Annotated in this window: 18 protein-coding genes and 1 pseudogene; 7 read left to right on the top strand and 12 right to left on the bottom strand. The window is 65.0% G+C overall.

What is annotated here, in order from left to right; all coding sequences use genetic code 11:
* Positions 1–182: 182 nt before the first annotated feature.
* Positions 183–395, bottom strand: coding sequence for a hypothetical protein (locus BJ6T_RS47575; RefSeq protein ID WP_155256716.1), 213 nt, complete (start codon positions 393–395; stop codon positions 183–185).
* Here BJ6T_RS47575 and BJ6T_RS32080 point away from each other — a divergent pair.
* The 5 genes from BJ6T_RS32080 (at position 382) to BJ6T_RS32060 (ending at position 5,365) form a co-directional block, all read left to right on the top strand.
* Positions 382–1,074 (top strand): glutathione S-transferase family protein, encoded by a 693-nt coding sequence (locus tag BJ6T_RS32080; RefSeq protein WP_014496726.1) that lies wholly within the window; start codon positions 382–384, stop codon positions 1,072–1,074. The genes BJ6T_RS47575 and BJ6T_RS32080 overlap by 14 nt on opposite strands.
* A gap of 134 nt (positions 1,075–1,208) precedes the next feature.
* Positions 1,209–1,526, top strand: a complete 318-nt coding sequence (locus BJ6T_RS32075; protein ID WP_028169599.1) for an ArsR/SmtB family transcription factor — start codon at positions 1,209–1,211, stop codon at positions 1,524–1,526.
* A 50-nt stretch (positions 1,527–1,576) separates the two neighbouring features.
* Positions 1,577–2,941, top strand: coding sequence for an NAD(P)-binding domain-containing protein (locus BJ6T_RS32070; RefSeq protein WP_014496724.1), 1,365 nt, complete (start codon positions 1,577–1,579; stop codon positions 2,939–2,941).
* Positions 2,926–4,158, top strand: a complete 1,233-nt coding sequence (locus BJ6T_RS32065; RefSeq protein WP_014496723.1) for an MFS transporter — start codon at positions 2,926–2,928, stop codon at positions 4,156–4,158. Before BJ6T_RS32070 ends, BJ6T_RS32065 begins: the two co-directional genes overlap by 16 nt.
* Before the next feature lie 28 nt (positions 4,159–4,186).
* Entirely contained in the window at positions 4,187–5,365 is a 1,179-nt protein-coding gene (locus BJ6T_RS32060) for an MFS transporter (protein ID WP_014496722.1), read from the top strand.
* A gap of 250 nt (positions 5,366–5,615) precedes the next feature.
* On the opposite strand, the gene BJ6T_RS32055 is transcribed toward BJ6T_RS32060, so the two are convergent.
* Genes BJ6T_RS32055 through BJ6T_RS32045 form a run of 3 tightly spaced genes read right to left on the bottom strand, consistent with a single transcriptional unit; the run spans position 5,616 to position 9,070 of the window.
* Positions 5,616–6,200, bottom strand: coding sequence for a DUF1254 domain-containing protein (locus BJ6T_RS32055; protein WP_014496721.1), 585 nt, complete (start codon positions 6,198–6,200; stop codon positions 5,616–5,618).
* Positions 6,197–6,775, bottom strand: coding sequence for a DUF1214 domain-containing protein (locus tag BJ6T_RS32050; RefSeq protein WP_014496720.1), 579 nt, complete (start codon positions 6,773–6,775; stop codon positions 6,197–6,199). Before BJ6T_RS32050 ends, BJ6T_RS32055 begins: the two co-directional genes overlap by 4 nt.
* Positions 6,776–6,784: 9 nt before the next feature.
* A complete protein-coding gene (locus BJ6T_RS32045; protein ID WP_014496719.1) occupies positions 6,785–9,070 on the bottom strand; it encodes a transglycosylase domain-containing protein in 2,286 nt (761 codons plus the stop codon).
* A 292-nt stretch (positions 9,071–9,362) separates the two neighbouring features.
* Between BJ6T_RS32045 and BJ6T_RS32040 the strand changes: the two genes are divergently transcribed.
* Positions 9,363–9,878: a YcgN family cysteine cluster protein gene (locus BJ6T_RS32040; protein WP_014496718.1), complete on the top strand. Its 516-nt coding sequence runs from the start codon at positions 9,363–9,365 to the stop codon at positions 9,876–9,878.
* A gap of 155 nt (positions 9,879–10,033) precedes the next feature.
* Positions 10,034–11,617 (top strand): MDR family MFS transporter, encoded by a 1,584-nt coding sequence (locus BJ6T_RS32035; protein WP_014496717.1) that lies wholly within the window; start codon positions 10,034–10,036, stop codon positions 11,615–11,617.
* Positions 11,618–11,620: 3 nt separating this feature from the next.
* Here BJ6T_RS32035 and BJ6T_RS32030 read toward each other — a convergent pair whose 3' ends face one another.
* The 8 genes and pseudogenes from BJ6T_RS32030 to BJ6T_RS31995 all read right to left on the bottom strand — a co-directional run bounded on the left by BJ6T_RS32030 (position 11,621) and on the right by BJ6T_RS31995 (position 22,255).
* Positions 11,621–13,321, bottom strand: coding sequence for an alpha/beta hydrolase (locus BJ6T_RS32030; RefSeq protein WP_014496716.1), 1,701 nt, complete (start codon positions 13,319–13,321; stop codon positions 11,621–11,623).
* Positions 13,322–13,342: 21 nt separating this feature from the next.
* On the bottom strand, positions 13,343–15,856 hold the full coding sequence (locus BJ6T_RS32025; protein WP_014496715.1) for a GAF domain-containing protein: 2,514 nt from the start codon (positions 15,854–15,856) through the stop codon (positions 13,343–13,345).
* A 95-nt stretch (positions 15,857–15,951) separates the two neighbouring features.
* Positions 15,952–16,341: a response regulator gene (locus tag BJ6T_RS32020; protein ID WP_014496714.1), complete on the bottom strand. Its 390-nt coding sequence runs from the start codon at positions 16,339–16,341 to the stop codon at positions 15,952–15,954.
* Positions 16,338–18,914, bottom strand: a complete 2,577-nt coding sequence (locus tag BJ6T_RS32015) for a GAF domain-containing protein (RefSeq protein ID WP_014496713.1) — start codon at positions 18,912–18,914, stop codon at positions 16,338–16,340. Before BJ6T_RS32015 ends, BJ6T_RS32020 begins: the two co-directional genes overlap by 4 nt.
* A 126-nt stretch (positions 18,915–19,040) precedes the next feature.
* Positions 19,041–20,684: pseudogene (locus BJ6T_RS32010) on the bottom strand (thiamine pyrophosphate-requiring protein); the annotation flags it as partial.
* Between the two features lie 191 nt (positions 20,685–20,875).
* Entirely contained in the window at positions 20,876–21,310 is a 435-nt protein-coding gene (locus BJ6T_RS32005; protein ID WP_014496711.1) for a hypothetical protein, read from the bottom strand.
* A gap of 336 nt (positions 21,311–21,646) precedes the next feature.
* A complete protein-coding gene (locus BJ6T_RS32000) occupies positions 21,647–21,811 on the bottom strand; it encodes a Flp family type IVb pilin (protein ID WP_014496710.1) in 165 nt (54 codons plus the stop codon).
* 216 nt (positions 21,812–22,027) lie between these two features.
* Positions 22,028–22,255 carry a hypothetical protein gene (locus BJ6T_RS31995; protein WP_014496709.1) on the bottom strand — a complete coding sequence of 76 codons (228 nt, stop codon included), beginning with the start codon at positions 22,253–22,255 and terminating at the stop codon, positions 22,028–22,030.
* Positions 22,256–22,284 lie beyond the last annotated feature (29 nt).

Below are 22,284 nucleotides of genomic sequence, written 5' to 3'. Positions count from 1 at the left end.
GAGAAAAATTCGGGCTGGCCCGAGAAACGATGCTTTGCGGACTTTGCCCTGTCGGCCCTATGCAGGCGGCCACGACACGAAATGATGGGAGTTGGAGGCAATAAATGTCAATACCTATTGCCGTTCGCGGTTTTCCGGCGCGAGTTCGACGCAGCGCGACGGCTGCGGATCATAAACAAAATTCATGGGAGGCGTTGATCGGCAGATGGCTTGCCCGCATCGAGCGGATAAATCAGCGCGACGATCTTCGCGCGATTGCCGCCAATCCCCATCTCCGTGCCGATCTCGGGCTCACTCGGGAAGAGGCCTTGGAGCAAGCGAACAAGCCGTTCTGGCGCTGATCGAGCCCGATCGACAGCAAGCGAACCGGGAGGAGAAAAGATGTCCGAGACCATCGTTTACGGCTTTCCCCGCAGCACGTTCGTCAACATCGTGCGGCTTGTCCTCACCCACAAGGACGTGGCCTACCGCTTCGAGGACCTTGAGCCCGTGATGGGCAGGAGCGAGCATCTCGCGCTCCATCCGTTCAACCGCGTTCCGATCTTCCGGCACGGCGACTTCACCGTCTACGAGACGCGCGCCATCGTCGGCTACATCGACGAGGTGTTCGCGGGAGCGCGGCTGACGCCGCAGAACCCGCACGCGCGGGCTCGCATGAATCAATGGATCGGTGTCGTCGATTCCTACGTCTATCCCTACATGATCTACCATGTGACCCACGAGCGGCTGGTGTTTCCCGAGCTCGGGATTGCATCCGACGAGAAGGTGGTGGCGCACGCACTGCCCAAGGTCGAGAACGCACTCGTGACCATCGAGCGCGAGCTCGCCGATGGTCGGGACTACCTCCTCGGTCCAGAGCTCTCGATCGCGGATTTCTACCTTTTACCGAGCACATTTGCGTTCAGCCTGACGGAGGAAGGCAAGGCCATGTACCCGAAATATCCGGCCTTCTGTCGATGGCGGGAGCGCATGGAGAGCCTGCCGACAACGCAGAAGCTGCGCGCGATCCTGCCGCCGCGCGCGCCCATTGCGCATGCCCGCGAGTGGGCGAAGTCGCACCGCCCGAGATATTGATCTAGGCTTGGACTGACACTGAGGGCAGGGGAAAATGCTGTTAAAGCCAGCTTGAGCCCAAAAAGCGCAATCAATATTTCCAATATTCTAGAAATATGGTTGACGGCGCGGACGATCAGGTGCATGGTGCACGCATGAAGATAGCGGACGCAGCAGCACGCTTGGAAGCCCTGGGCAATCAGACCCGGCTTCAGATTTATCGCGCCCTGGTACGGGCGGGGCACTCGGGTATGTCCGTCGGTCGGTTGCAGGCAAAGCTGAAGATCCCGGCATCGACGCTGTCGCATCACATCAAGGCCTTGGTCTCGGTCGGGCTCGTCAGTCAGATCAGGGAATCGACGACCCTCGTCTGTCACGCCAACTTCGAGGCCATGCAGGGGCTGGTCGATTTCCTGGCGGCGGAGTGTTGCGCCGACGAAGTCGGATGCAAGGACGCGCAAAGCGCGGCCTGATTTTTTTGGTTGAAATTATTCGATGATTCTAGAAGGATGGGAGAACTCGAATGAGTGAAAAGACGGTAGCCATCGTCGGAGCGGGGCCCGTCGGCCTCGCAGCCGCCGCGCATGTGCTCGAACGCGGAATGTCGCCCATCGTACTCGAGGCCGGCCCCGAGGCAGGATACGCGATCCGGCAGTGGCAGCATGTCCAGCTGTTCTCGCCTTGGGAGTACAACGTCGACAAGGCCGCCGCACGCATGCTTGCGCCGACGGGTTGGAATTCACCGGACCCTCAGGCCTATCCGACCGGCGGCGAACTTCTTGAAGGATACATCAAGCCGCTCGCGACGCGAACGTCGCTGTGCGAGATGATCCGGACCTCCAGCCGCGTTTCGGCCATCAGCCGCGTCGGCTTCGACAAGGCGAAGACAAAGGGCAGAGAGCAGGCGCCTTTCGAAATCCGCTACAAGAACGGCAAGGGGCCCGAGGTTCTGCGCGCAGATGCCGTGATCGATACCTCAGGCACATGGTTCTTTCCCAATCCAGCCGGCCCCAACGGTTTGCCGGCGATCGGTGAGTCCGAACGCGGCGACCGTATTGCCTACGGCATGCCGGATGTGCGGGGGGCCGGCCGTTCAAAATATGCCGGGAAGACTGTCGCGGTGCTCGGCGCGGGCCATTCTGCGGTGGGCACGCTGATCGATCTCGTACATCTCGCCAACGAGGTGCCGGGCACTCGGCCCGTCTGGCTGTTGCGCGGCGCCGATCCCGCGAAGGCTTTTGGCGGCGGCCGTAACGATAAACTCGCGGCGCGTGGCGAACTCGGCAGCGCCTTCGCCGCGCTTGTTGCCTCCGGGAAGATCAAGGTCGAAACCGAATTCGGCGTCACGCACCTCTCGGACTCCGAAGGTCGCCTCAAGATCGCGGTAGGGTCCTGTTGCGGTGGGCGAAGCGTGGTCGTGGACGAGCTGATCGTGTCGACAGGTTTCCGTCCCGACTTCTCCTTTCTGTCTGAACTGCGTCTGCGGCTTGATCCCGCCATCGACGCACCGGTCGCTCTCGCGCCGCTGATCGACCCCAACGAGCATAGCTGCGGGACGGTGCGTCCCCACGGGGCTCGCGAGCTCGTGCATGATGAAGCGGGTTTCTACATGGCGGGCATGAAGTCGTACGGCCGCGCTCCGACCTTCCTGATGATGACGGGTTATGAGCAGGTTCGCTCGATTGCGGCCGATCTCGCTGGCGACAAGGAAGCCGCGGCGAGGGTGGAGCTTGTGTTGCCGGAGACCGGCGTCTGTACACGAGGGGGCTTGGAGGCAGCGAGCGAAGCAGGTTGCTGCGGCGGCCCGCCGAAGGAGGCGTCGTCAGCCTGCTGTGCCGCTGATGAATCGGCCAAGAAGGCTGGCGCTGCGGGGTGCGGCTGCTCATGACGCGAGTTTCTGCGGGCCAGACTCGAGGTCCGCTCGCCATTGTGCTGGCGCTCGGCACCGCGCAGACAATTGCGTGGGCGTCGAGCTACTATCTTCCTGCGATCCTGGCTGCGCCGATCGCGCGTGATCTTGGTCTCGCGCCGACTTACGTGTTCGGCGCGCTCTCAGGGGCGCTCGTGATCTCAGGGCTTCTTGGCCCGCGCGTCGGGCATGCCATTGACACGTTTGGAGGGCGCAGTCTGCTTGTGATCTCGAACCTCGTGTTCGTGGCAGGCTTGCTCCTGCTGTCCGTGGCCCATGGCGTGGCGGTGCTGATCACCGCATGGGTGTTACTCGGGATCGGCATGGGCATGGGCCTCTACGAGGCGGCCTTCGCGACGCTCGCTCGCATTTACGGGACCCATGCGCGGCGAACCATTACCGGGATCACCCTGATCGCCGGCTTCGCCAGCACGCTCGGCTGGCCGCTTACGACGTGGCTGGAGGCCGAGTACGGCTGGCGCGTGGCCTGCCAGGTCTGGGCAGCGATCCATATCGCTCTGGCGTTGCCGCTCAATCTCTCGCTGCCGCGTGCGGTTCCATTGGACCAGATGCCTCAACCGAGTGCCCGAGCAGGCCAACGCACGGGACGCCAGAGCGAGACCTTCGCGATGGTGCTGCTGGCTTACATGTTCGCGGCAGCTAGCTTCGTCAGTTCGGGAATCTCGGCCATTCTGCCGACCATGCTGGTTGCGTTCGGCGCGACACCGGCTCAGGCCCTGCTCGCGGGGGCGCTGGTTGGGCCTGCGCAGGTCGGCGCGCGTCTGCTGGAAGCAGGATGGCTCGCCCGGTTTCACCCGCTGCTCTCGGCGAGGCTGGCCATGCTCATGAACCCGATCGGTGTCGTTGCGCTGGTCGCGGGCGGACCCTTGCTCGCGTCGACCTTCACGGTGCTGTACGGAGCGGGCAACGGCATCATCACCATTGCCCGTGGTACACTTCCGTTGGCGCTGTTTGGGCCGGCCGGATTCGGCAAGCGGGTCGGCATGATCTCGCTGCCTTCTAGACTGACGGGTGCCGCCGCGCCGCTCGCACTGGGGCTGATGGTGGAGCACATCGGCAGCAGTGCTCTGTGGATCAGCGCGCTCGTCTCGGTCTCGGCTTTCTTCGCGCTCTTGCTGCTTCGTACGGAGCGGGCAAACTCAACGCCGCTTCAGGTGGGAGAACAAAATTCGTAAGCTCGGCGGTCGGTCTCTGATTGCGGTGATGTGCATAGGGCAGGTCGGCAATCTGCTGCCGCATGTCACGCTGTCCGCAAATCTGGCGCAGCACCTGATGCCGGCATGGGGGCTTTCCGCCGCCGAAGGCGGCTTGATGGCGAGTGGTTATGCCTTCGGCTACATGCTCGCGGTGCCCGTGCTGACGACGTTGACCGACCGGATCGACGCGCGACTCGTCCTGCTCTGGGGCTCGATCGTGAGCGGGATCGCAACCGCGGCGTTCGGAATCTTCGCTCAGGGGTTCTGGTCGGCGACTGCGATCTGGTCCGTTGCGGGACTTGGATTTGCCGGCGCCTACATGCCGGGCCTGAAAGCGCTGACGGATCGGCTTCCTGCCGGCGACACCTCACGGGCCGTCACGCTGTACACGTCGAGCTTCTCCGTCGGCGTCGGCCTCTCGTTCCTGGTCGCGCAAGTGATCGCCGACCGCTGGGGGTGGCGAAGCGCATTCCTCGTCACCGGGTTTGGTCCCATCGCGATGGTCGTCGCGTGCCTTCTGATGCAGGAGCGACGGCCCGCGCCGAAGGCAGGGCGTCTTCTCAATTTCGCGCCTGTCTTCGCCAACCGCGAAGCGCTCGGATACATCTTCGGCTACGGCGCGCACTGCTTCGAGCTCTACGGCATCCGCACCTGGCTGGTCGGGTTCTGGACGTTCGTCATCGCTCATCAAGGCGCGCCTTCGTGGTTGAGTCCCGTTGTGCTGAGCTTCTGCTTCGCGGTGATCTCGATGCCCGCAAGCATCCTCGGCAATGAGGCCGCGCTGAAGTTCGGCCGCCATCGGGCGATCACGGTGGTGATGATCGCATCGGCCTGCGTTGCAATCATCATCGGCCTCAACGCAACAGCGCCAGCATGGGTACTCGCGCCGCTGCTATTGATCTATGGCCTGACCGTGCCTGCCGATTCCGGCGCGTTGACTGCCGGCATGTCCGCGGCGGCCGTCTCCGAGCATCGTGGTGCAACTCTGGCCCTGCACTCCACCGTGGGCTTCGGTCTCTCGGCCGTTGGTGCCTGGGGAACCGGCGCTGCGCTCGATGTTGCGGGTGGGCCGCAGAGCGCAAGCGGCTGGCTGCTGGTGTTCATCGTTCTCGCCGCGGGAATCGCGTTGGGTCCGCTCGCGTTGCAGTGGTCGCGGATGGCTCAGCCAGAGAAGCCGCTATCCTGAGCGCGCGTGCTCCGACATAAAAAAACCGCGACGGACTGTTCCGCGCGGATGCTGCTAATCTTCGATGATGCCAATATGCCAGTGTTTTGCCCGACGTGTCAAAGATGCGGAGGTGCGGCGGGCAGGGATGCCTCAGTTCGACCGAGCCTGCCTGGCTTGAACGCAAAATAGCTAGTAGCTTCAATGCCCCCGCTACTGCGCATGGGGTTGTTTTTCATGTTTTTGTTTTGAGCGTGCCGAAACGCGGAGCTCAACGCCGTCCGCGCGGCGTCTCGGCCTTGGCCGGCGGTTCGGTCTGGGGCGCGCAAGTCGCAGCCTGAAGCGAGCTTTGCGCCTGCTGCATCAGGCCGGGCTCGGCGGCAAGCGCCTTCATCACGATCAGGCCGGTGGTGCTGGGGGAATCGATGATCAAGCGGTCGGCCGCGGTGATCTCTTCGTCCTCGGGCAGCTCGTTGTGCTGCGGCTCGGTCATGAGGTCGAGCTCGATCACCTTCTTGCCGGCGGAGCGGTCGTTGATGGCGTAATAGGCGATCTCGTTGCGGGTGTAGAACGACACCGAGGTGTAGGCCTGGCTCACCGGCACCGTGAGCTTGAGCGGCCCGCCCGTGAGGTCATAGCGGCAGATCGCGATCGCGAAGGCCGGGTCCATGAACGGCATCGGCGAATTGTTGGGATCGGCGAGCGGAAGCTGCGTCACGGCGTTGAGCTTGGTCATCGGCGTCAGCCGCGAATAGGCGTCCTGGGTCGCGATCCGCGGCAGCGCCAGCACGCTGACGAGATGGACCACGAGGCCCAGCACCACGCCCGCGACGATGGTGAACATCAGGCGGATCATGAGCAGCCCACCGTCTTGATCGTGGGCATCGGCGCATCGCGCTGGGTGCGCGTCGCAACGCCGACAGGGGTGTCGTAGAGGCGCAGCATCAGCGCGTAGCGCTCGATGCCGCCGGTCGGCAGCCAGTTGCCGGCGCGCGAGCGCGAAGCGATGCGGATCTCGAACGTCCCGTCGGACTGCCGCACGATCTCCTGGCTGGTGAAGCCGTAGCGCTGCAGCGAATTGGCGACGAGGTGGCCCTTGCGGTCGTACAGCGTCAGCGTCCAGAACCGCGCCGGCGGCGTCACGCCGGAGACGACGACGTCGCAGCGGCCGTCGAGCGCCTTCTTCTTGTCGTCGGCGGTCGCGGTGAAGGCGACGCCGTCACCGGTGCCGATCGGCAGCTCGCCGTTGCGCACGATGGTGGCGCGCGAATAGGGATCGACGTCGGCGGTGCCGGTGCGGGGGCGGGCGGTCCAGGCGCCGATGGTCAGCGCGCCGATCTCGGTGCCGCGCGTCGTCGTCATCCAGGTCGCGCCGACGCCGACCACGCTCGCGAGCAGAAGGGCCGTCAATGTGATCAGGATCAGCCGCACGGGTTTCGATCAGTTCTTGCGCGGGGCGGATGCATTCGCATTCTCTTCCGCATAGTTCTGCGGGAAGGCGAGCGCGCTCGTCGACGAGGCCGGCTTGGCCGCGTTGGCGTCGTTGCTGGTTGATTTGGTCGCGGTCCTGGCGGCGTCATCGAGCAGCTTCTCGACGCGTACCAGGACGTCGGCGCCGCGCTTGGTCAGCACGGGCGGCGGACCGGGCTTGGTCTCCAGCACTTTCGGCGCCGCGTTGGCCTGCGCTGCCACCGGCTGCGGCGGCAGCTTCTGGCCCATGCCGATGCCGGGGATTTCCCGGACCTCGACGCCCTGATGCGCGGCGACCATGATGTCGTGCCAGGTCTGCGCCGGCAGCGAGCCGCCGGTCATGCGGTTGGTCGGCGAATAGTCGTCATTGCCGTACCACACCGCGCAGGTGAAATTGCCGGTGTAGCCGACGAACCAGGCGTCGCGATACGCATTGGTCGTGCCGGTCTTGCCGGCGGTCGGAATGCCGTCGAGCGCGGCGCGGCGCGCGGTGCCTTCGCTGACGACGTGGCTCATCATGCCGGCCATGTCGGCGGCAACGGAGGCCGGGATCGCCTGCCGCGGCTTCGGACCGTCGCGGTCCCAGCGCCAGACCGGATCACCGGCGCCGGTGCGCACTTCCAGCACCGAATGCGGCGTCACCGCCTTGCCCCGGTTGGGGAAGGTGGCGTAGGCGACGGCGTGCTCGAGCACGGTGACTTCGTCCGAGCCGATCGGCAGCGACGGCGTATCGGGCAGCGGCGCCTTGAGGCCGAAGCGGCGGGCGACCTCGACGATCTTGGCGCGGCCGAGCTTGGCCGGGTTCGGCGCCTTCGGCTGCTCCTTCTGGCCGATCGCGATCGACAGCTTGACGGGCACGACGTTGATCGAGCGCGTGATCGCCTGCGTCAGCGTCACCGAACCGGAATAGGAATGGCCATAATTCTGCGGACACCAATTGCCGATGCAGACCGGACCGTCGACCACGATCGAGTTCGGCGTGAAGCCGTTGAGGAGCGCGGTGGTGTAGACGTAAGGCTTGAACGACGAGCCGGGCTGGCGGTAGGCGTCGGTGGCGCGGTTGAACTGGCTCGCACCGTAGTCGCGGCCGCCGACCATGGCGCGGATGCCGCCGTCGAGATCGGAGACGACGGTCGCGGCCTGGGTCGCGTGATAGTCGCGGCCGAACTGGCGCAGCTGGTTCTCGATCGCGTCTTCCGCCGCCTTCTGCACGTTGGTGTCGATCGCGAGGCGCACCACGAAGACGCGCTCGGTGTAGGATTTCGGGAAGGTGTCGACCAGCTTGCGCATCTCGTCGAAGGCGTAGTCGAGATAGTAGTTCGGCGAGGCCTCGTCGCGGCGATCGACCGCGAAGGCCGGGTTGCGGCGGGCGCCGAACACCTGGCCCTCGGTCATGAAGCCGGCGTCGACGAGGTTGTCGAGAACGACGTTGGCGCGGGCACGCGCCGCGGGCAGGTTGATGTGCGGGGCGTATTTGGTCGGCGCCTTGAACAGGCCGGCGAGCATCGCGGCTTCCGCCAGCGTCACGTCGCGCGCGGACTTGTTGAAGTAGAAGTGGGCTGCGCCGTCGACACCAAAAGTGCCGCCGCCCATATAGGCGCGGTCGAGGTACAGCTTGAGGATCTCGTTCTTGGTCAGGCGCCATTCCAGCCAGACCGCGAGGAAGGCTTCGTTGACCTTGCGCTCGATGGTACGCTCGTTGCTCAAAAAAAGGTTCTTGGCGAGCTGCTGGGTGATCGAGGAGCCGCCCTGGCGGACGCCGCCGGCCTGGGCGTTGGTGACGAGCGCACGCGCGGTGCCGGCGATGTCGATGCCGAAATGCTCGTAGAAGCGCCGATCTTCGGTGGCCAGCGTCGCCTTGATCAGCACGTCCGGAAAGTCTTCCAGCGGGATCGAGTCGTTGTGCTTGATGCCGCGGCTGCCGATCGGGTTGCCGTAGCGGTCGAGGAAGGACACCGCGAGGTCGGACTTCTTCAGCCAGTCCTCGTCCGCGGTCTCGCGGAAGGCGGGGATGGCGAGGGTGAGCATCACGACCAGGCCGCCGAGGCCCAGCGTCGCGGCCTCCGACAGCGGCTCGATGAACACCCAGCGCTTCCACCGCCCGACATAGAAGCGGTCCATGAAGGTCGAGTAGCGCTCGTAGAGCTCGCGGATGCCCTTGGCGGAGGAGAACAGCGAGGAATCGATGCGCGCGTCGAGGTCCAGAAAGAAATTCCGGACGCGGCTTTTCCAGTTGGATGGTGTGTTCTGGACCACCTAGAACCCTTGAGGCTCGGCTCGACAGCGTTCAGGCACCCGGCCGGGCGGCACCGAGACGTCTTGAGGGAATGTTACGGCAAACCCAAGGCGCCGGTTTCGCGTCCGGGGGACTTGCTGTTCCTTCTAGCCGAGCAGGGCCCATAAACCAATGGTCAGGCTCGCGATTTTGAACAACAGGCCTAATTGACCCCGGTTCATTACGGGCCTCAATTGGGCGTTGCTTGCAGCGTCCCGGCCGCACGCCGTAGATGGAACGAGCCGTAGCTCTTTCGAACCCTTGTTGAGGCGCATGACCGCAGCTCCCAAACGACCCTCAGGCCAGGAAGGATTCTTCTGGAAAACCAAGACGTTGGAAGAGTTGTCGACGGCCGAATGGGAGAGCCTGTGCGACGGCTGCGGCCGCTGCTGCCTGAACAAGCTCGAGGACGAGGATACCGGCGATATCTATTTCACCCATGTCGGCTGCAAGCTGCTCGATGCCGGGACCTGCGGCTGCAAGGACTATCCGAATCGGTCCGCCAAGGTTCCCGACTGCGTCCGGCTGACTCCGGCCAATGTCCGCACCCTGAACTGGCTGCCGCCGAGCTGCGGCTACAAGCTGGTCGCGGAAGGGCGCGACCTCTATTGGTGGCATCCGCTGGTCTCGGGCGATCCCAACACCGTTCATGAAGCTGGCGTCTCCGTTCGCGGCCGGGTTGAGGGCAGCGAGGAGGAGATCCCGGACGAGGAGCTCGAGGACCATATCGTGCAATGGCCGGCGCAGCTGCCGAAACGGGCGCGCCTGAAGCGACGTCCGAAGGACTGACCCGCCTGCGACCTCGAATCACGTCATCGCGATGACCCCGTGGCGGGATGCACCCATGCGCCGCGGTGCCTGCCTGAGAAGAACTTTCCTCTCTACATTGTGTCCATAGAACGAATCCTTCGCGGCGTTGCGCCGCCTCACGGCTTCCGATCGAGATGAACAAGTTCGACCGGCAGAGCAGTTCTGCCGACATTCAGGCGTTGCCTGACGACATTGCCGAAGAGCTGTCCCGCCTTCCCAGCGAGGTCTTGAGCGTCGACGACGCGCCCTCGCTCGCGCCGCCGGCACCGTTGTCGCAGGACGAGGTCCGGACCATCGTGATCAGCCTGATGCTGACGATGTTCCTGGCTGCGCTCGACCAGACCATCGTCGCGACCGCGCTGCCGACCATCGGGCGCCAGTTTCACGACGTCTCCAATCTCTCCTGGGTCATCACTGCCTATCTGCTCGCCTCGACCGCGGTCGCGCCGGTGTTCGGGACGCTGAGCGACATCTACGGCCGCCGCGTGATGATCATCATTTCGCTCAGTCTGTTCGTCGCCGGCTCCGTGCTGTGCGCGATCGCGCCGAGCATGCCGATGCTGATCCTGGCGCGCGGCCTTCAGGGCCTTGGCGGCGGCGGCATCATGCCGGTCGTGCAGACCGTGATCTCCGACGTCGTCTCCCCGCGCGAGCGCGGGCAGTACCAGGCCTATTTCTCCAGCGTCTGGATGGTCGGCGGCATTTTGGGTCCGGTCATCGGCGGCGTGTTCGCCGAGCATCTGCACTGGTCGATGATCTTCTGGATCAATCTCCCGCTCGCGGCCGCTGCGATCGCGATGCTGCTGCCGAAGATGAAGAAGATCCCGGTGTTCCACCGCAAGCGCAAGGTCGACTGGCTCGGCGGCGTGCTGCTGATGGCCTCTGCGGTGGTCTTCATGCTGGTGCTGACCTGGGGCGGCACGCGCTATCCGTGGCTCTCGCCGACCGTGCTTGCGATGGTGGGCGGCGCCGTCGCGCTCGCGGTCACCTTCGTCTGGCACGCGCGGCGGGCCGACGAGCCGTTCCTGCCGTTGAAGCTATTGACGGGTTCGGTGGCGCCTTTCGCCCTGACAGCCGGCGGCTGCGGGCTCGGTGCGATCACGGGCCTCACCGTGCAGCTGCCGCTCTATTACGAGTCGGTCTACCATCTCAGCGCCAGCGAGGCGGGGCTCGCATTGATTCCGCTCGCGGCGGTCTCGACCTGCGGCGCGGCGATTGCCGGCCGTACCATGGCGCGCGCAAAACACTACAAGCGCGTTGCCATCATCGGCACGTCCTGGGCCGCGCTGTGCGGCCTCGCCCTCACGGTCACCACCTTGCCGCTGTGGGGTCTGCTGACGCTGATGGCTGCGTTCGCGCTCGGGCTCGGCACGACCTTCCCTGTCTGCGTGGTCTCGCTGCAGAATTCGGTCGCGCGCCCGCAAGTCGGCACCATCACCGGCGCGATGAACTTCTTCCGCTCGCTGATGTCCTCGTTCACGGTCGCGGCGTTCGCGGCGATCCTGCTGATCGCGCTCGGCGCCGACGTTCCGCTGGCCGGCGAGCATCACGCCGCGGGCGCCGTCGCCATTCCCGCCGACGACATGCGGCACGCCTTCCGCTACGTCTTCGGCGCCGCCACCGCGCTGATGACCACCGCTGCGCTCTGCCTGATCATGATGGAGGAGCGGCCGCTCGCCGGCCCCTCCGTCACGCAGCAGGTGGAGATGGCGGAGTAGGGGTTAGCCGCCGCGATCGGGATCGTCGTCGGCATCACCTGCGCTCGTCTTTCGCGCCTTCGCCGCAAGCTGTTCCTTGAGCTTCGCCAGCGCGTCGCCAGACCAGTCCCCGACATCTGTCACCGCGACCCAGGCATCGACGTAATGCTCGGGCGCATAGACATGGCCAAAGCCCATCGGCGTCGCGGTCGCGACCGCCATGTCGAGGGCGAGCTGCAGCATCGTCACGATAGGATACCATCGCAGCTCCGGTGACACGTCCGGTCCGCGCGGCGCATTCATCCAGTCCGGCGCCTGATAGGCGTCGCGGTAGGCGAAGAAGGTGATCGCATCGCTGGCATATTGCAGATAGACGACCCGCATCGGCCCCCAGGGCGCATCCGGCGGCACCGTCGGTCCGTTCTGGTTCATGAAGCGGACGAAGCGGCTGTCGCGGAATTCCGGCAGCCAGGCCGGCGATCCCGGATTGCGGTTCGCGGTGACCGAGCGCCAGATGCGGCTCTCGAACGGCGGCCCGCTCCACAGCGCGCCGGCAATGGGATCCCCGATCGTCTCGAACAGCTCCGCGGATTTCTCCGAGTTCATGGCGCCGAGGCTCAGTCCGTGCAGATACAGCTTCGGCCGCTTATCCTTCGGCAGCGTCGTCCAATAGCCGTAGATTTCCGCGAACAGCGCGCGCGACGCCTCAGCGCCGTATTCGGGCTGAAACAGCAGCGACAGCGGGCTGTTGAGATAGGAATACTGCATCGCGACGCTCGCGACATCGCCATGGTGGAGATATTCGACCGTATCCATCGCGGCCGGATCGATCCAGCCCGTGCCGGTCGGCGTGATGACGATCAGGATTTTGCGGTCGAAGCCGTGCTGGCGCTTGAGCTCCTCGAGCGCAAGCCTGGCGCGCGCTTGCGCGGTGTAGCGGCTGCCGAGCCCGACATAGACGCGCACGGGATTCTGCGCGGGCCCTCCCGTAACGGCGCTGATCTCCGTCGCAGTCGGGCCTGAGGCAATGAACCGGCGTCCCATGCGCCCGAGCTCCGTCCATTTCACCAGCGACGCCGGGCTTCCCGTCCGACCGGGATCTGTCGGCTGCGGCCGCTCGGGCTCGAGCAGAACATCGAGTTCGCGGAAGGAGGAGTCGAGTGCGTTGAACGCCGTGCGGATCAGGACATTGCTGGCGATCGACCAGAACAGCAGGGCCGCGACAAGCAAGCCGATCACGTTCGCGACCTTCCGCGGAACGAGGCGTGGTGTGCGCGCGGCGAGAAAGCGGGCGACAAGCGCGAACAGCCGCCCCAGGGCCAGCAGCACGACGAACGTGATCAGGGCGATGGCGCAGACCTTGAGCGGATGGGCGGTCTCCACCGGCGCCATCTTCATCACGGTGCGGATCGAGTTCTGCCATTCGGCGGTGCGCCCGAGAGCGAGGATGACGACGAGCAGGCAGCCGACTGCGACGAGCGCATTCGCAACTGATCTTGCGCGCGCCGAAGGCTCGGGCAGTTCGAGATAGTGCCACAGCCGACGCCACAGGACACCGGCGAAATAGCCGATCGCAAAGCAACCGCCGGCGAGGGCGCCCTGCGTGAGATAGCTGCGCGGGATCAGCGTCGGCGTCAGCGCGGCCGCGAAGAACAGCGCACCCAGCGCGAGGCCGACGCCGGACAGCGACAGCAATTGTCGCCGAATGAGCCGCGCTGGATTCATGAAGCCACCTCGCGAGCCACGCTATCCTCCGGTCGGGTCCGGAAAGCTGCTCTTTCGCGGCAACAGGATCGTGAACTCCGTGAACACGCCGGGCTCCGTCGTGACGTCGATCGTGCCGCCGTGCTGCTTCACGATGATGTCGTGGCTCATCGACAGCCCGAGACCAGTACCTTCGCCGGCAGGCTTGGTCGTGAAGAACGGATTGAACATCTTCGCCTTCACGTCTTCCGGAATGCCGGTGCCGTTGTCGCGGATGCGGATCTCGATGCTGTCGCCGCGGTCGCGGGTCGCGGCGATCACCATCGGCACGTAACCGGCGCCGCTGCCCATCTGGCGCCTGGTCACCGCATAGAAGCCGTTCGAGATCAGGTTCAAAAGCACCCGGGAAATCTCCTGCGGAAACACCTCGGCCGAACCCGCCGCCGGGTCGAGCTCGCTCTTCAGCGTGACGCCGAACAGCGGCTTCTCGGCACGCGCGCCGTGATAGGCGAGGTTGAGACTCTCCTCCACCAGCGCGTTGATGTCGCTCAGCCGATGCTCGCCGCCGCCCTCGCGCGAATGCAGCAGCATGTTCTTGACGATGGAATCGGCGCGCCTTCCGTGCTGCACGACCTTTCCAAGATTGTCCCTCAGCAGCCCCGTCAGCTCGTCGACCTCCGCGCGCAGATCGGCGGCGAGCGGGACGGGCGCAAGCACCTCGTTCAGCTCGTCGGTCAGCTCGGCCGAGAGCGAGGCGAAATTGTTGACGAAGTTGAGCGGGTTCTTGATCTCGTGCGCGATGCCGGCGGTGAGCTGGCCGAGCGAGGCCAGCTTTTCGGTCTGGACCAGACGGTCTTGCGCCGCGCGCAGATCGTCGAGCGACCTGGCGAGCTCCCGCGTGCGGTCCTGCACCTCGTTGAACAGGCGCGTGTTCTCGACCGCGATCACGGCCTGGTCGGCAAAGGTCTTGAGCAGGCTGATCGCCTTGTCCGGGAAAGGGCCGGCCTCGGGGCGCGTCACGCCGATGGTTCCGATTGCAATCCCGTCGCGCAGCATCGGAATCACGAGGATGCTGCGATAGCCGCGCGTCCGCGCCAGCTCCCGCATGGCCTCCGTGAGGTCGGGCTCGTTCTGCATGTCGCTGCGGAAGGCGTATTCACCACTCGTCGCCACCCGGCTGTGAATGCCCGATGCCGCAAGCGGCGCCGGGAACGAGCTGCGCAGCTCCGCGTTGCCGGCCTCGTTGTCGGTGGTGAAGGCGGCCAGATGCAGCATGCCGTTGATGACGCGGGTGACGGTGGAGGAATGTCCGCCGACCAGCGCCTTGGCACTGTCGGAGATGGCCTGGAACACCGGCGTGACGTCGGCCGGCGAGGCCGCGATCACCTTGAGGATGTCGGCGGTCGCGGTCTGCCGTTCCAGCGCTTCCCTGGTGGCGTTGAACAGGCTGACATTCTTGACCGCGATCACCGCCTGGTCGGCGAAGGTCTGCAGCAGCCGCACATGATGCTCGGCGAACGCGCCGGTCGTCCGCCGCGTGGCGATGATGACGCCTTTGGCCTCGCCCTCGCTCATCAGCGGCGTGAACAGCATGCTGCGAAAGCCGCGGGCGCGCGCGATGTCGCGTGCCGCCGGCTCGAGCTCGGTGTCGGGGAGCTGCGCCGATTCACCATGGGCCGTGAGCTGGTAGGCTGGGAACTGCGCGAACGGCACCGGGAAAGAGGCCTGGAGCACGCGGTCGCCGGCCGGATCGCCCGGCGTGAATGCCACGAGGTGCGCCGCGCCGTCGACGTAGCGCAGCACCGCGGTAGAGAAGCCGCCAATCAGCCGGTTGGCGTTGGCGGCGATGGCGTCGAATACCGGCTGCACGTCCGAGGGCGAGCTCGCCAGCACTTTCAGAATGTCGGCGGTCGCGGTCTGCCGTTCCAGTGATTCCCGCGTCTCGTTGAACAGGCGCGCGTTCTCGATCGCAATCGCGGCCTGGTCGGCAAAGCTCTGTTGCAGCGCCATCTCGTCATCGGTGAAGGGCGCGAGACGGTCGCGGTAGACGATCAACGCGCCGATCGCCTTGCCTTCAAGCCGCAGCGGCGAGCCGGACATCGAACGCGTGCCGGCGGCGCGAACGTGAGGCATGGCGGGCCAGTCGGCGATGGCCGGATCGACATTGTCGAGATCGGGGACATGAACCTGCCGGTTCTCGGCCACGATGGTGCCGGGCATGTTGCGGCCGCCGATCTTGAGCTGGGCGAGCGGCACGCCGGCGCCGACGCGCATGGAGCTGTCGCCGACCCGGATCACCCTGGACCACCCGTCGCCTTCCGCAATGTGAATTGTGGCGCTCGGCGCGCCGAACAGATGCATGGTCGCTTCCGCGATCTGTTGCAGCGAGCCCTCCGCATCGCCCGAGGAGTTGGCGATGGTGCGCAGGATCTCCATGCTGGCGTTCTGGCGGTCGCGCGCAATGGCAAGCTCGGCCTGCAGGCGGGCATTCTCGGCCGCTTGGGATCGCAATTGCCGTTCGAGCTCGGCGGCCTTGTCCTGGGGAGGCGCGGTCATTGATAATCCGGCTAAGCGCCGCGACGTACGCGGTACCAAGCCCGATTATCACATCTCCTGCGGCCGGAGCCAGCGCCCACAGCCTTTTGGCAGCCCTATCCCGCCTGGGCCAGCCGGTTGTCGATCTCCTGGCGCAGCAGCGTGAAGTCGATCGGCTTCGTCAAAAGTCCGGTCGCGCCGTTCTCCAGCGCCTTGCGCCTGGTGTCGGCATCGCCATAGGCGGTGACCATGATCACCGCCACTTCGGGCCGGATCTCCTTCACCTTCGGCAGCATTTCGAGCCCGGTCATTCCGGGCATGTTGATGTCGGACAGGATCAGGATCAGCGACTGCCCGAGATTGTCGGCGATGCGGGTCAGCGCGTCCGCCGCCGAACGCGCAAAATCCATCACGAAGCGCTGGGCGCGGAGATCGCGCCGGAAGTGCTGTCGAAACAAGGTCTCCACGTCGGGTTCGTCATCCACAACCAGAACCATCACAGTCACGGCTTACCCCGGGTTTTGTCCGTGAAATTACTTCTGCGCGGCAAACGGATGGTGAACTCGGTGAATTCACCGGGGCGCGTATCGACGTCGATGGTGCCGCCGTGCTGCTTCACGATGATGTCGTGGCTCATTGACAGGCCAAGGCCGGTGCCTTCGCCTGCCGGCTTGGTGGTGAAGAAGGGATTGAACATCTTGTCCTTCACCTCCGGCGGAATGCCGGTGCCGTTGTCGCGGATGCGGATCTCGACATGGCTGCCGCGGTCGCACGTGGCGGCGATCACGACCGGCTCGTAGCCGGCCGCGCCATCGTCCGACTTGCGCTTCGCCACCGCATAAAAGCCGTTCGAGACCAGGTTGAGCAGCACCCGCGTGATCTCCTGTGCAAACAGCTCGGCCGTGCCGGCGCCGGGGTCCAGCTCGCGCTTCAGCGCGACGTCGAATTGCGGCTTTTCGGCGCGGGCGCCGTGATAGGCGAGGTTGAGGCTCTCCTCGACCAGCGAGTTGACGTCGGCCATCCCGAGCTGGCCGCTGCCCGCGCGGGAATGCAGCAGCATGTTCTTGACGATGGAATCGGCGCGCTTGCCGTGCTGCACCACCTTTTGCAGATTGTCCTTCAGGAGCGCGGTGAGGTCGTCGACCTCGCCGCGGATGTTCTCGGCGAGCGCTGAAGACGCGAGCAGCTCGTTCAGCTCCGCCGTCAGGTCGGCCGACAGCGCCGCGAAATTGTTGACGAAGTTGAGCGGGTTCTTGATCTCATGCGCGATGCCGGCGGTGAGCTGGCCGAGGGAGGCGAGCTTCTCGGTCTGGACGAGGCGATCCTGCGCGGCGCGCAGATCGTCGAGGGACTGGGCGAGCTCTTTGGTGCGGGCCTGTACTTCCTCGAACAGGTGGACGTTGCCGATCGCGATCACGGCCTGATCGGCGAAGGTCTGCAACAGCGCGATCTGCTTGTCGGTGAACGGATGCACCTCCTTGCGCCGAAGAATGATGGCGCCGATGCTTTCACCTTCGCGCACGAGCGGCACGCTGAGGATGCTGCGATGGCCCATCCGGAGCGCGAGCTCGCGGCCATCGGAGAAATCCGCATTCGTCTCGTCGTGGAGGTCCTCGACGTGGATCGGGGCTTGATCGATGAAGGCGCGGCCAGCGGTCCAGCGGCGGTTGATCGGCCATTTCTCCAGGTCGATCGGGATCGGGCCATGATGGGCGCTGAAGCGGAGGTCGTCGCCGTCTTTCAGCACCACGGTGGCGTCGTAAGAGTCGCATAGCTCGCAGGCGCATTCGACGATCGCTTTGAGTGCCGGTTCGACGTCGGTTGGTGTCGAGGCGATCACTTTCAGAATGTTGGCGCTGCCGGTCTGGTAGGTCAGCGCCTCCGAGAGGTCGCGCGCCTTGGTCTGGACTTCGTTGAACAGCCTGACATTCTCGATCGCGATCACCGCCTGGTCAGCGAAGGTGGTGACGAGGTCGATCTGCTTCTGCGTGAACGGCTCGACGCGCTGGCGCGCCAGCACGATTGTCCCGATCGGCTCGTTCTCGCGCAGCAGCGGTACGCCGAGCGCGGTGTGCTGGTGGGCGAGGGTGCTCGATTCCCGCAAGGTATATTCGGGGTCGGTGACGACATCGAGGATCTGCACCGGCCGTCTTTCCAGGATGCATCGGCCCGTGATGGTGCCGCGATCGACTTTCAGCGGATGGGTCTGCAGGAACTCGATATAGGCCTGGGTGTAGCCGACCGCCGCGCCCGCCCAATATTCTTCGCCCTCGCGGCGCATGATGAAGGCCATCTCCGCATCGCACAGCCGGGCCGCGGTCGCCACCAGCGTGTCGAGCACCGGCTGCAGGTCGAATGTCGAGCGGCTGATGGTCTTGAGCACGTCGCCGACCGCGGTCTGCTGCTGAAGCGCCTCGCCGAGATCGTTGGTGCGCTGCTGCACCTCGTTGAACAGCCGCGTGTTCTCGATGGCGATCGCGGCCTGATCGGCAAAGCTCTGTTGCAGCGCCATTTCGTCGTCGGTGAAGGGCGCAATGTGGTCGCGGTAGACGATCAGCGCGCCGATCGCCTTGCCGTCGAGCCGCAGCGGCGAGCCCGACATCGAGCGTGTGCCGGCGGCGCGAACGAAGGGCAGGCCGGGCCAGTCGGCGATGGCGGGATCGACGTTGTCGAGGTCGGGGACGTGGACCTGGCGGTTCTCGGCGACGATGACGCCGGGCATGTTGCGGCCGCCGATCTTGAGCTGGGACAGCGGCACGCCGGCGCCGACGCGCTTGGAGCTGTCGCCGACCCGGATGATTTTTGACCAGCCGTCGCCGTCCGCGATGTGGATGGCCGCGCTCGGCGCGCCGAACAGACCCATGGTGGCTTCCGCGATCTGATGCAGCGCGGCGTCGGCATCGCCGGATGAGCTGGCGATGGTTCGCAGGATCTTGGTGCTGGCGTTCTGGCGGTCCCTCGCGACGGCGAGCTCGTTTTGCAGGCGCGCATTCTCGTCCGCGCCCGCCCGCAATTGCTGTTCAAGCTCTGCAATCCTGCGTCTCAGCTCGGCGGCCACGTCCTGCGGAAGCGCGGTCATTCGGGAAATCCATATGGCCCGGCGCCTAGTGGGCCGGGCCCAATCGCTGAAAGCCGGATTATTCCATCCCAAATCCCATCCCGCCAGCGATATCCTTGCCGCTGACTGCTGTCCTTTGGTGCAGGCTCAAGTCCCCGGCCGCGACACCTCGGTCTCCTTGCTGGTGATGAACTCCAGCAGCACCGGCACGCCTTCCTTTGTCTTCTGGATGCCGCGCTTGATAGCTGGGATGATGTCCTCCGGCCTCGTCACCCGCTCGCCATGGCCGCCGAAGGCGCGCGCCATCGCGGCATAGTCGCCGGAGATGTCGGTCGAGCGGTATTTCTCGGTCGAGATCGGCATCACCTTCAACTCGATCGCCATCGAGAAATTGTTGAGCAGGATCGACATGATCGGGATGCGCTCGCGCACCGCGGTCTCGAAATCCATACCGGTGAACCCGATGGCGGCGTCGCCCCAGACATTGATGCAGAGCTTGTCGGGCTTTGCGAGTTTTGCGCCCATCGCGAGCCCAAGGCCGTAGCCGAGCTGCGTCGTCTTGCCCCAGCCGAGATAGCTGAGGGGCTCGACCGCCTTCCAGAACGGCGAGAGCTGGTCGCGCGGACTGCCGGCATCATGGGTGATGATGGTGTTCTTGATGTCGACGGTGTGCTGGAGATCCCAGAGCACGCGATAGGGGCTGAGCGGCGCGTCATTGCTGGTGAGTTTCGGCATCCATTTCGCCAGCCACTCCTTGTGCGAAGCGGCGATCTCGGCCGCGACCGCTGATGCGTCGCGATCCGCCGCGACGGTCTTGCCGATCTCCTCCAGCAGCGCATCGAGCACGAGGCCGGCATCGCCGACGAGGCCAACCTTGGCTTCCACATCCTTGTTGAGATGGTTCGGATCGAGCGTGGAGTGGATGATGGTCTTGGCCTTGGGCATCGCGATGCCGAAACTGGTTTCCGTGAACGAGCAGCCGATGCCGAAGATCACGTCGGCTTCAGCGAGGAATTTCGGGACCGCGCGCGGCACCGCGAGGCCACCCGAGCCGAGCGACAGCGGATGCGTTTCCGGGAACGATGATTTGCCCCCCAGGCTGGTGGTGACGGGAATGGCGAGCCGCTCGGCGAGCCGCTTCAGTTGCGGCCAGGCCTGCGCGTAGTGCACGCCCTGGCCGGCATAGATCACGGGGCGCTTCGCGTTGACGAGCAGGGCTGCCGCCTCCTTCACATGAACAGGATCGGCGCCGTAGCGCGTGCGCAGCACCGGCGTGTAGTTCAGCGGCTCCGGCACCTCCTCGTTCCACATGTCGGCGGGGATCTCGACGATGACGGGACCGCCACGGCCGTTCTTCAGTTTGGTGAAGGCACGGCGAAAAATGTTGGTCACCTCGGCCGCCAGAATGATCGGCTCGGACGACTTCGCGAACGGCTTCATCGCCTCGCTGGAATTGAAGTTCGGCTCGATATGCGCGAGCCGGCGCTGATAGCCCATCGGCAGCACCAGCACGGGCACGGATTCGCCATAGCATTGCGCAACACCGCCCATCGCGTTCTCGGCGCCGGGCCCGTGCTGCATGCAGAACGCGCCGATCGAACGCCCCGACGTCACCCGCGAGATCGCATCCGCCATGTGCACCCCGACGCGCTCCTGCCGCACCATCACCGGCCGGATCTCGGCCTTGGCCGCATGCTCGATCAGATGGTTGACCGGATAGCCGCAGAGGATCTCGATCCCCTCGCGCTTCATGATTTCCGCAATGGCGGTGCCGAGCTTCATGGCGTCTCTCTCCTCAGGCTTGGCCGGTTGCTCCGGCCGATTGGGGTGAGAGGATCAGGAATTTGCAGGAGGGTAAAGCACGGGTAGGCGACGGTCGCGGTAGGTCAGCCATGCAGCGCGCTGCCGTAGCCCGGATGGAGCGATTTGTCCGCCGTAGCTCGAAGAGCGAAGGCAGAAGCGCAATCCGGTCTACGAACGCCCTACTTGCAGTTTTTGCAGATCGTCAGCTTTCGTTTCAGCGCCTCGTCTTCCTGATCGACCGATGACTGGCCGCCGAGACCATTTGTATCGGGATTGGACGTGGAATTGGACTTGGCGCCCTTTGCTGCGCGTGACCTCACAGGCGGCGTCACCTGGCTTGAGGCGTCACTGTCGTCGACGGTGCCTACGCTGAAGCCGTCGTAGTCGGCGGCTGGATTAGGCATCGGCGGAGGCCCGCCGATCACAGGTGGCGAAACCTCCCTGCCGGGTGTCGCCGGCGGAATTCTGGAAGTCTTGGCGTTCGCGCGCGGCGGCGATGCGTTGGGCGGAGCAAGCGAGACCGGCGGTGCGACCGAAGTCTGTCCTCTCGCGCCGTCGTGCGACCAGGCGCCGACAAACATGAGGCTGAGAGCCAAGATCGTCACGCTTCTCATCCGCATCCTTCAAATCGCTCTGGTCCAATGATTGAGCATGGCCCGTCGAACCACGCCGGGCCGAAGACTATCAGGACTCAAAAGGCCGTCAAAGCGCGGGAGCGCGAGGATGTGGTTGCTTGAAGGACGTTGCGTAGCGTCCGGGACACGATTTTGAGTGCGTTACGGGCCACGCGCTATTGCGAGCGCAGCGGGGTAATCCAGAATTCCTCCGCGGGAGGACTCTGGATTGCTTCGCTATCGCTCGCAATGATGAGATCGGGGAGGGAGCATGCGCCGAGGTCGGCGCGTGCAGGGACGTCGCCTCAGGCCAGGGCGGCCGTTACGAGGCGGCCCTTACTTCAGCGACGAGCTGATCGAGTTGAACTTGTTGTTGAGAAGCTGGCTGCCCGTGTTGTTCACGACGGTCACGATCGCCAGCGCAATGCCGGCGGCAATCAGGCCGTATTCGATGGCGGTTGCGCCAGTCTCATCGGCAAGGAAAGACCTAAGCAAAGTCATTGCCAACTCCTCTTCATCCGATCCAATGTGTGGCAGCGTCGTTTTCGGACTGGTAATAGATCGAATAGATTTTTCTGCGCGACGGAAGAATGAAGCCCGGGCGGCCGCGCCTCCGTCACATACGATGGCATCCATTAAATTAAGGTTCCATCGATCCATCCAAATGGATTCAAATCGACCGCCCCCCGCAAGGACACGCGGAAGCCGCGGCGTCTGTCAGGGCGTGATGGTCGGGCCCGGTGCGGCGGGGAGGCGGCGCTTCAGCACGGTCGCGAGACGGCCGACGAGGTCCTTCATCGTACCAGGCTGCGGCCGCGGCGCCGTGCTCGCCGCCTGCTCGTGATCAGGCGCGTCGTTCACGATGCTGATGTAGTTCTTTCTGACGTCCTGCTGCACGGGGCACGCGAACCTTGGCTCGATCGGAGCCGGAACCATGCTGCGCATAAGGGGAACCAACGGTTAATTTTGTCGCC

This window comes from Bradyrhizobium japonicum USDA 6, from assembly GCF_000284375.1.
Lineage (GTDB): Bacteria > Pseudomonadota > Alphaproteobacteria > Rhizobiales > Xanthobacteraceae > Bradyrhizobium > Bradyrhizobium japonicum.
Note: the sequence above shows the minus strand (reverse complement) of the source record. Positions and strands in the feature narration are given on the sequence as shown.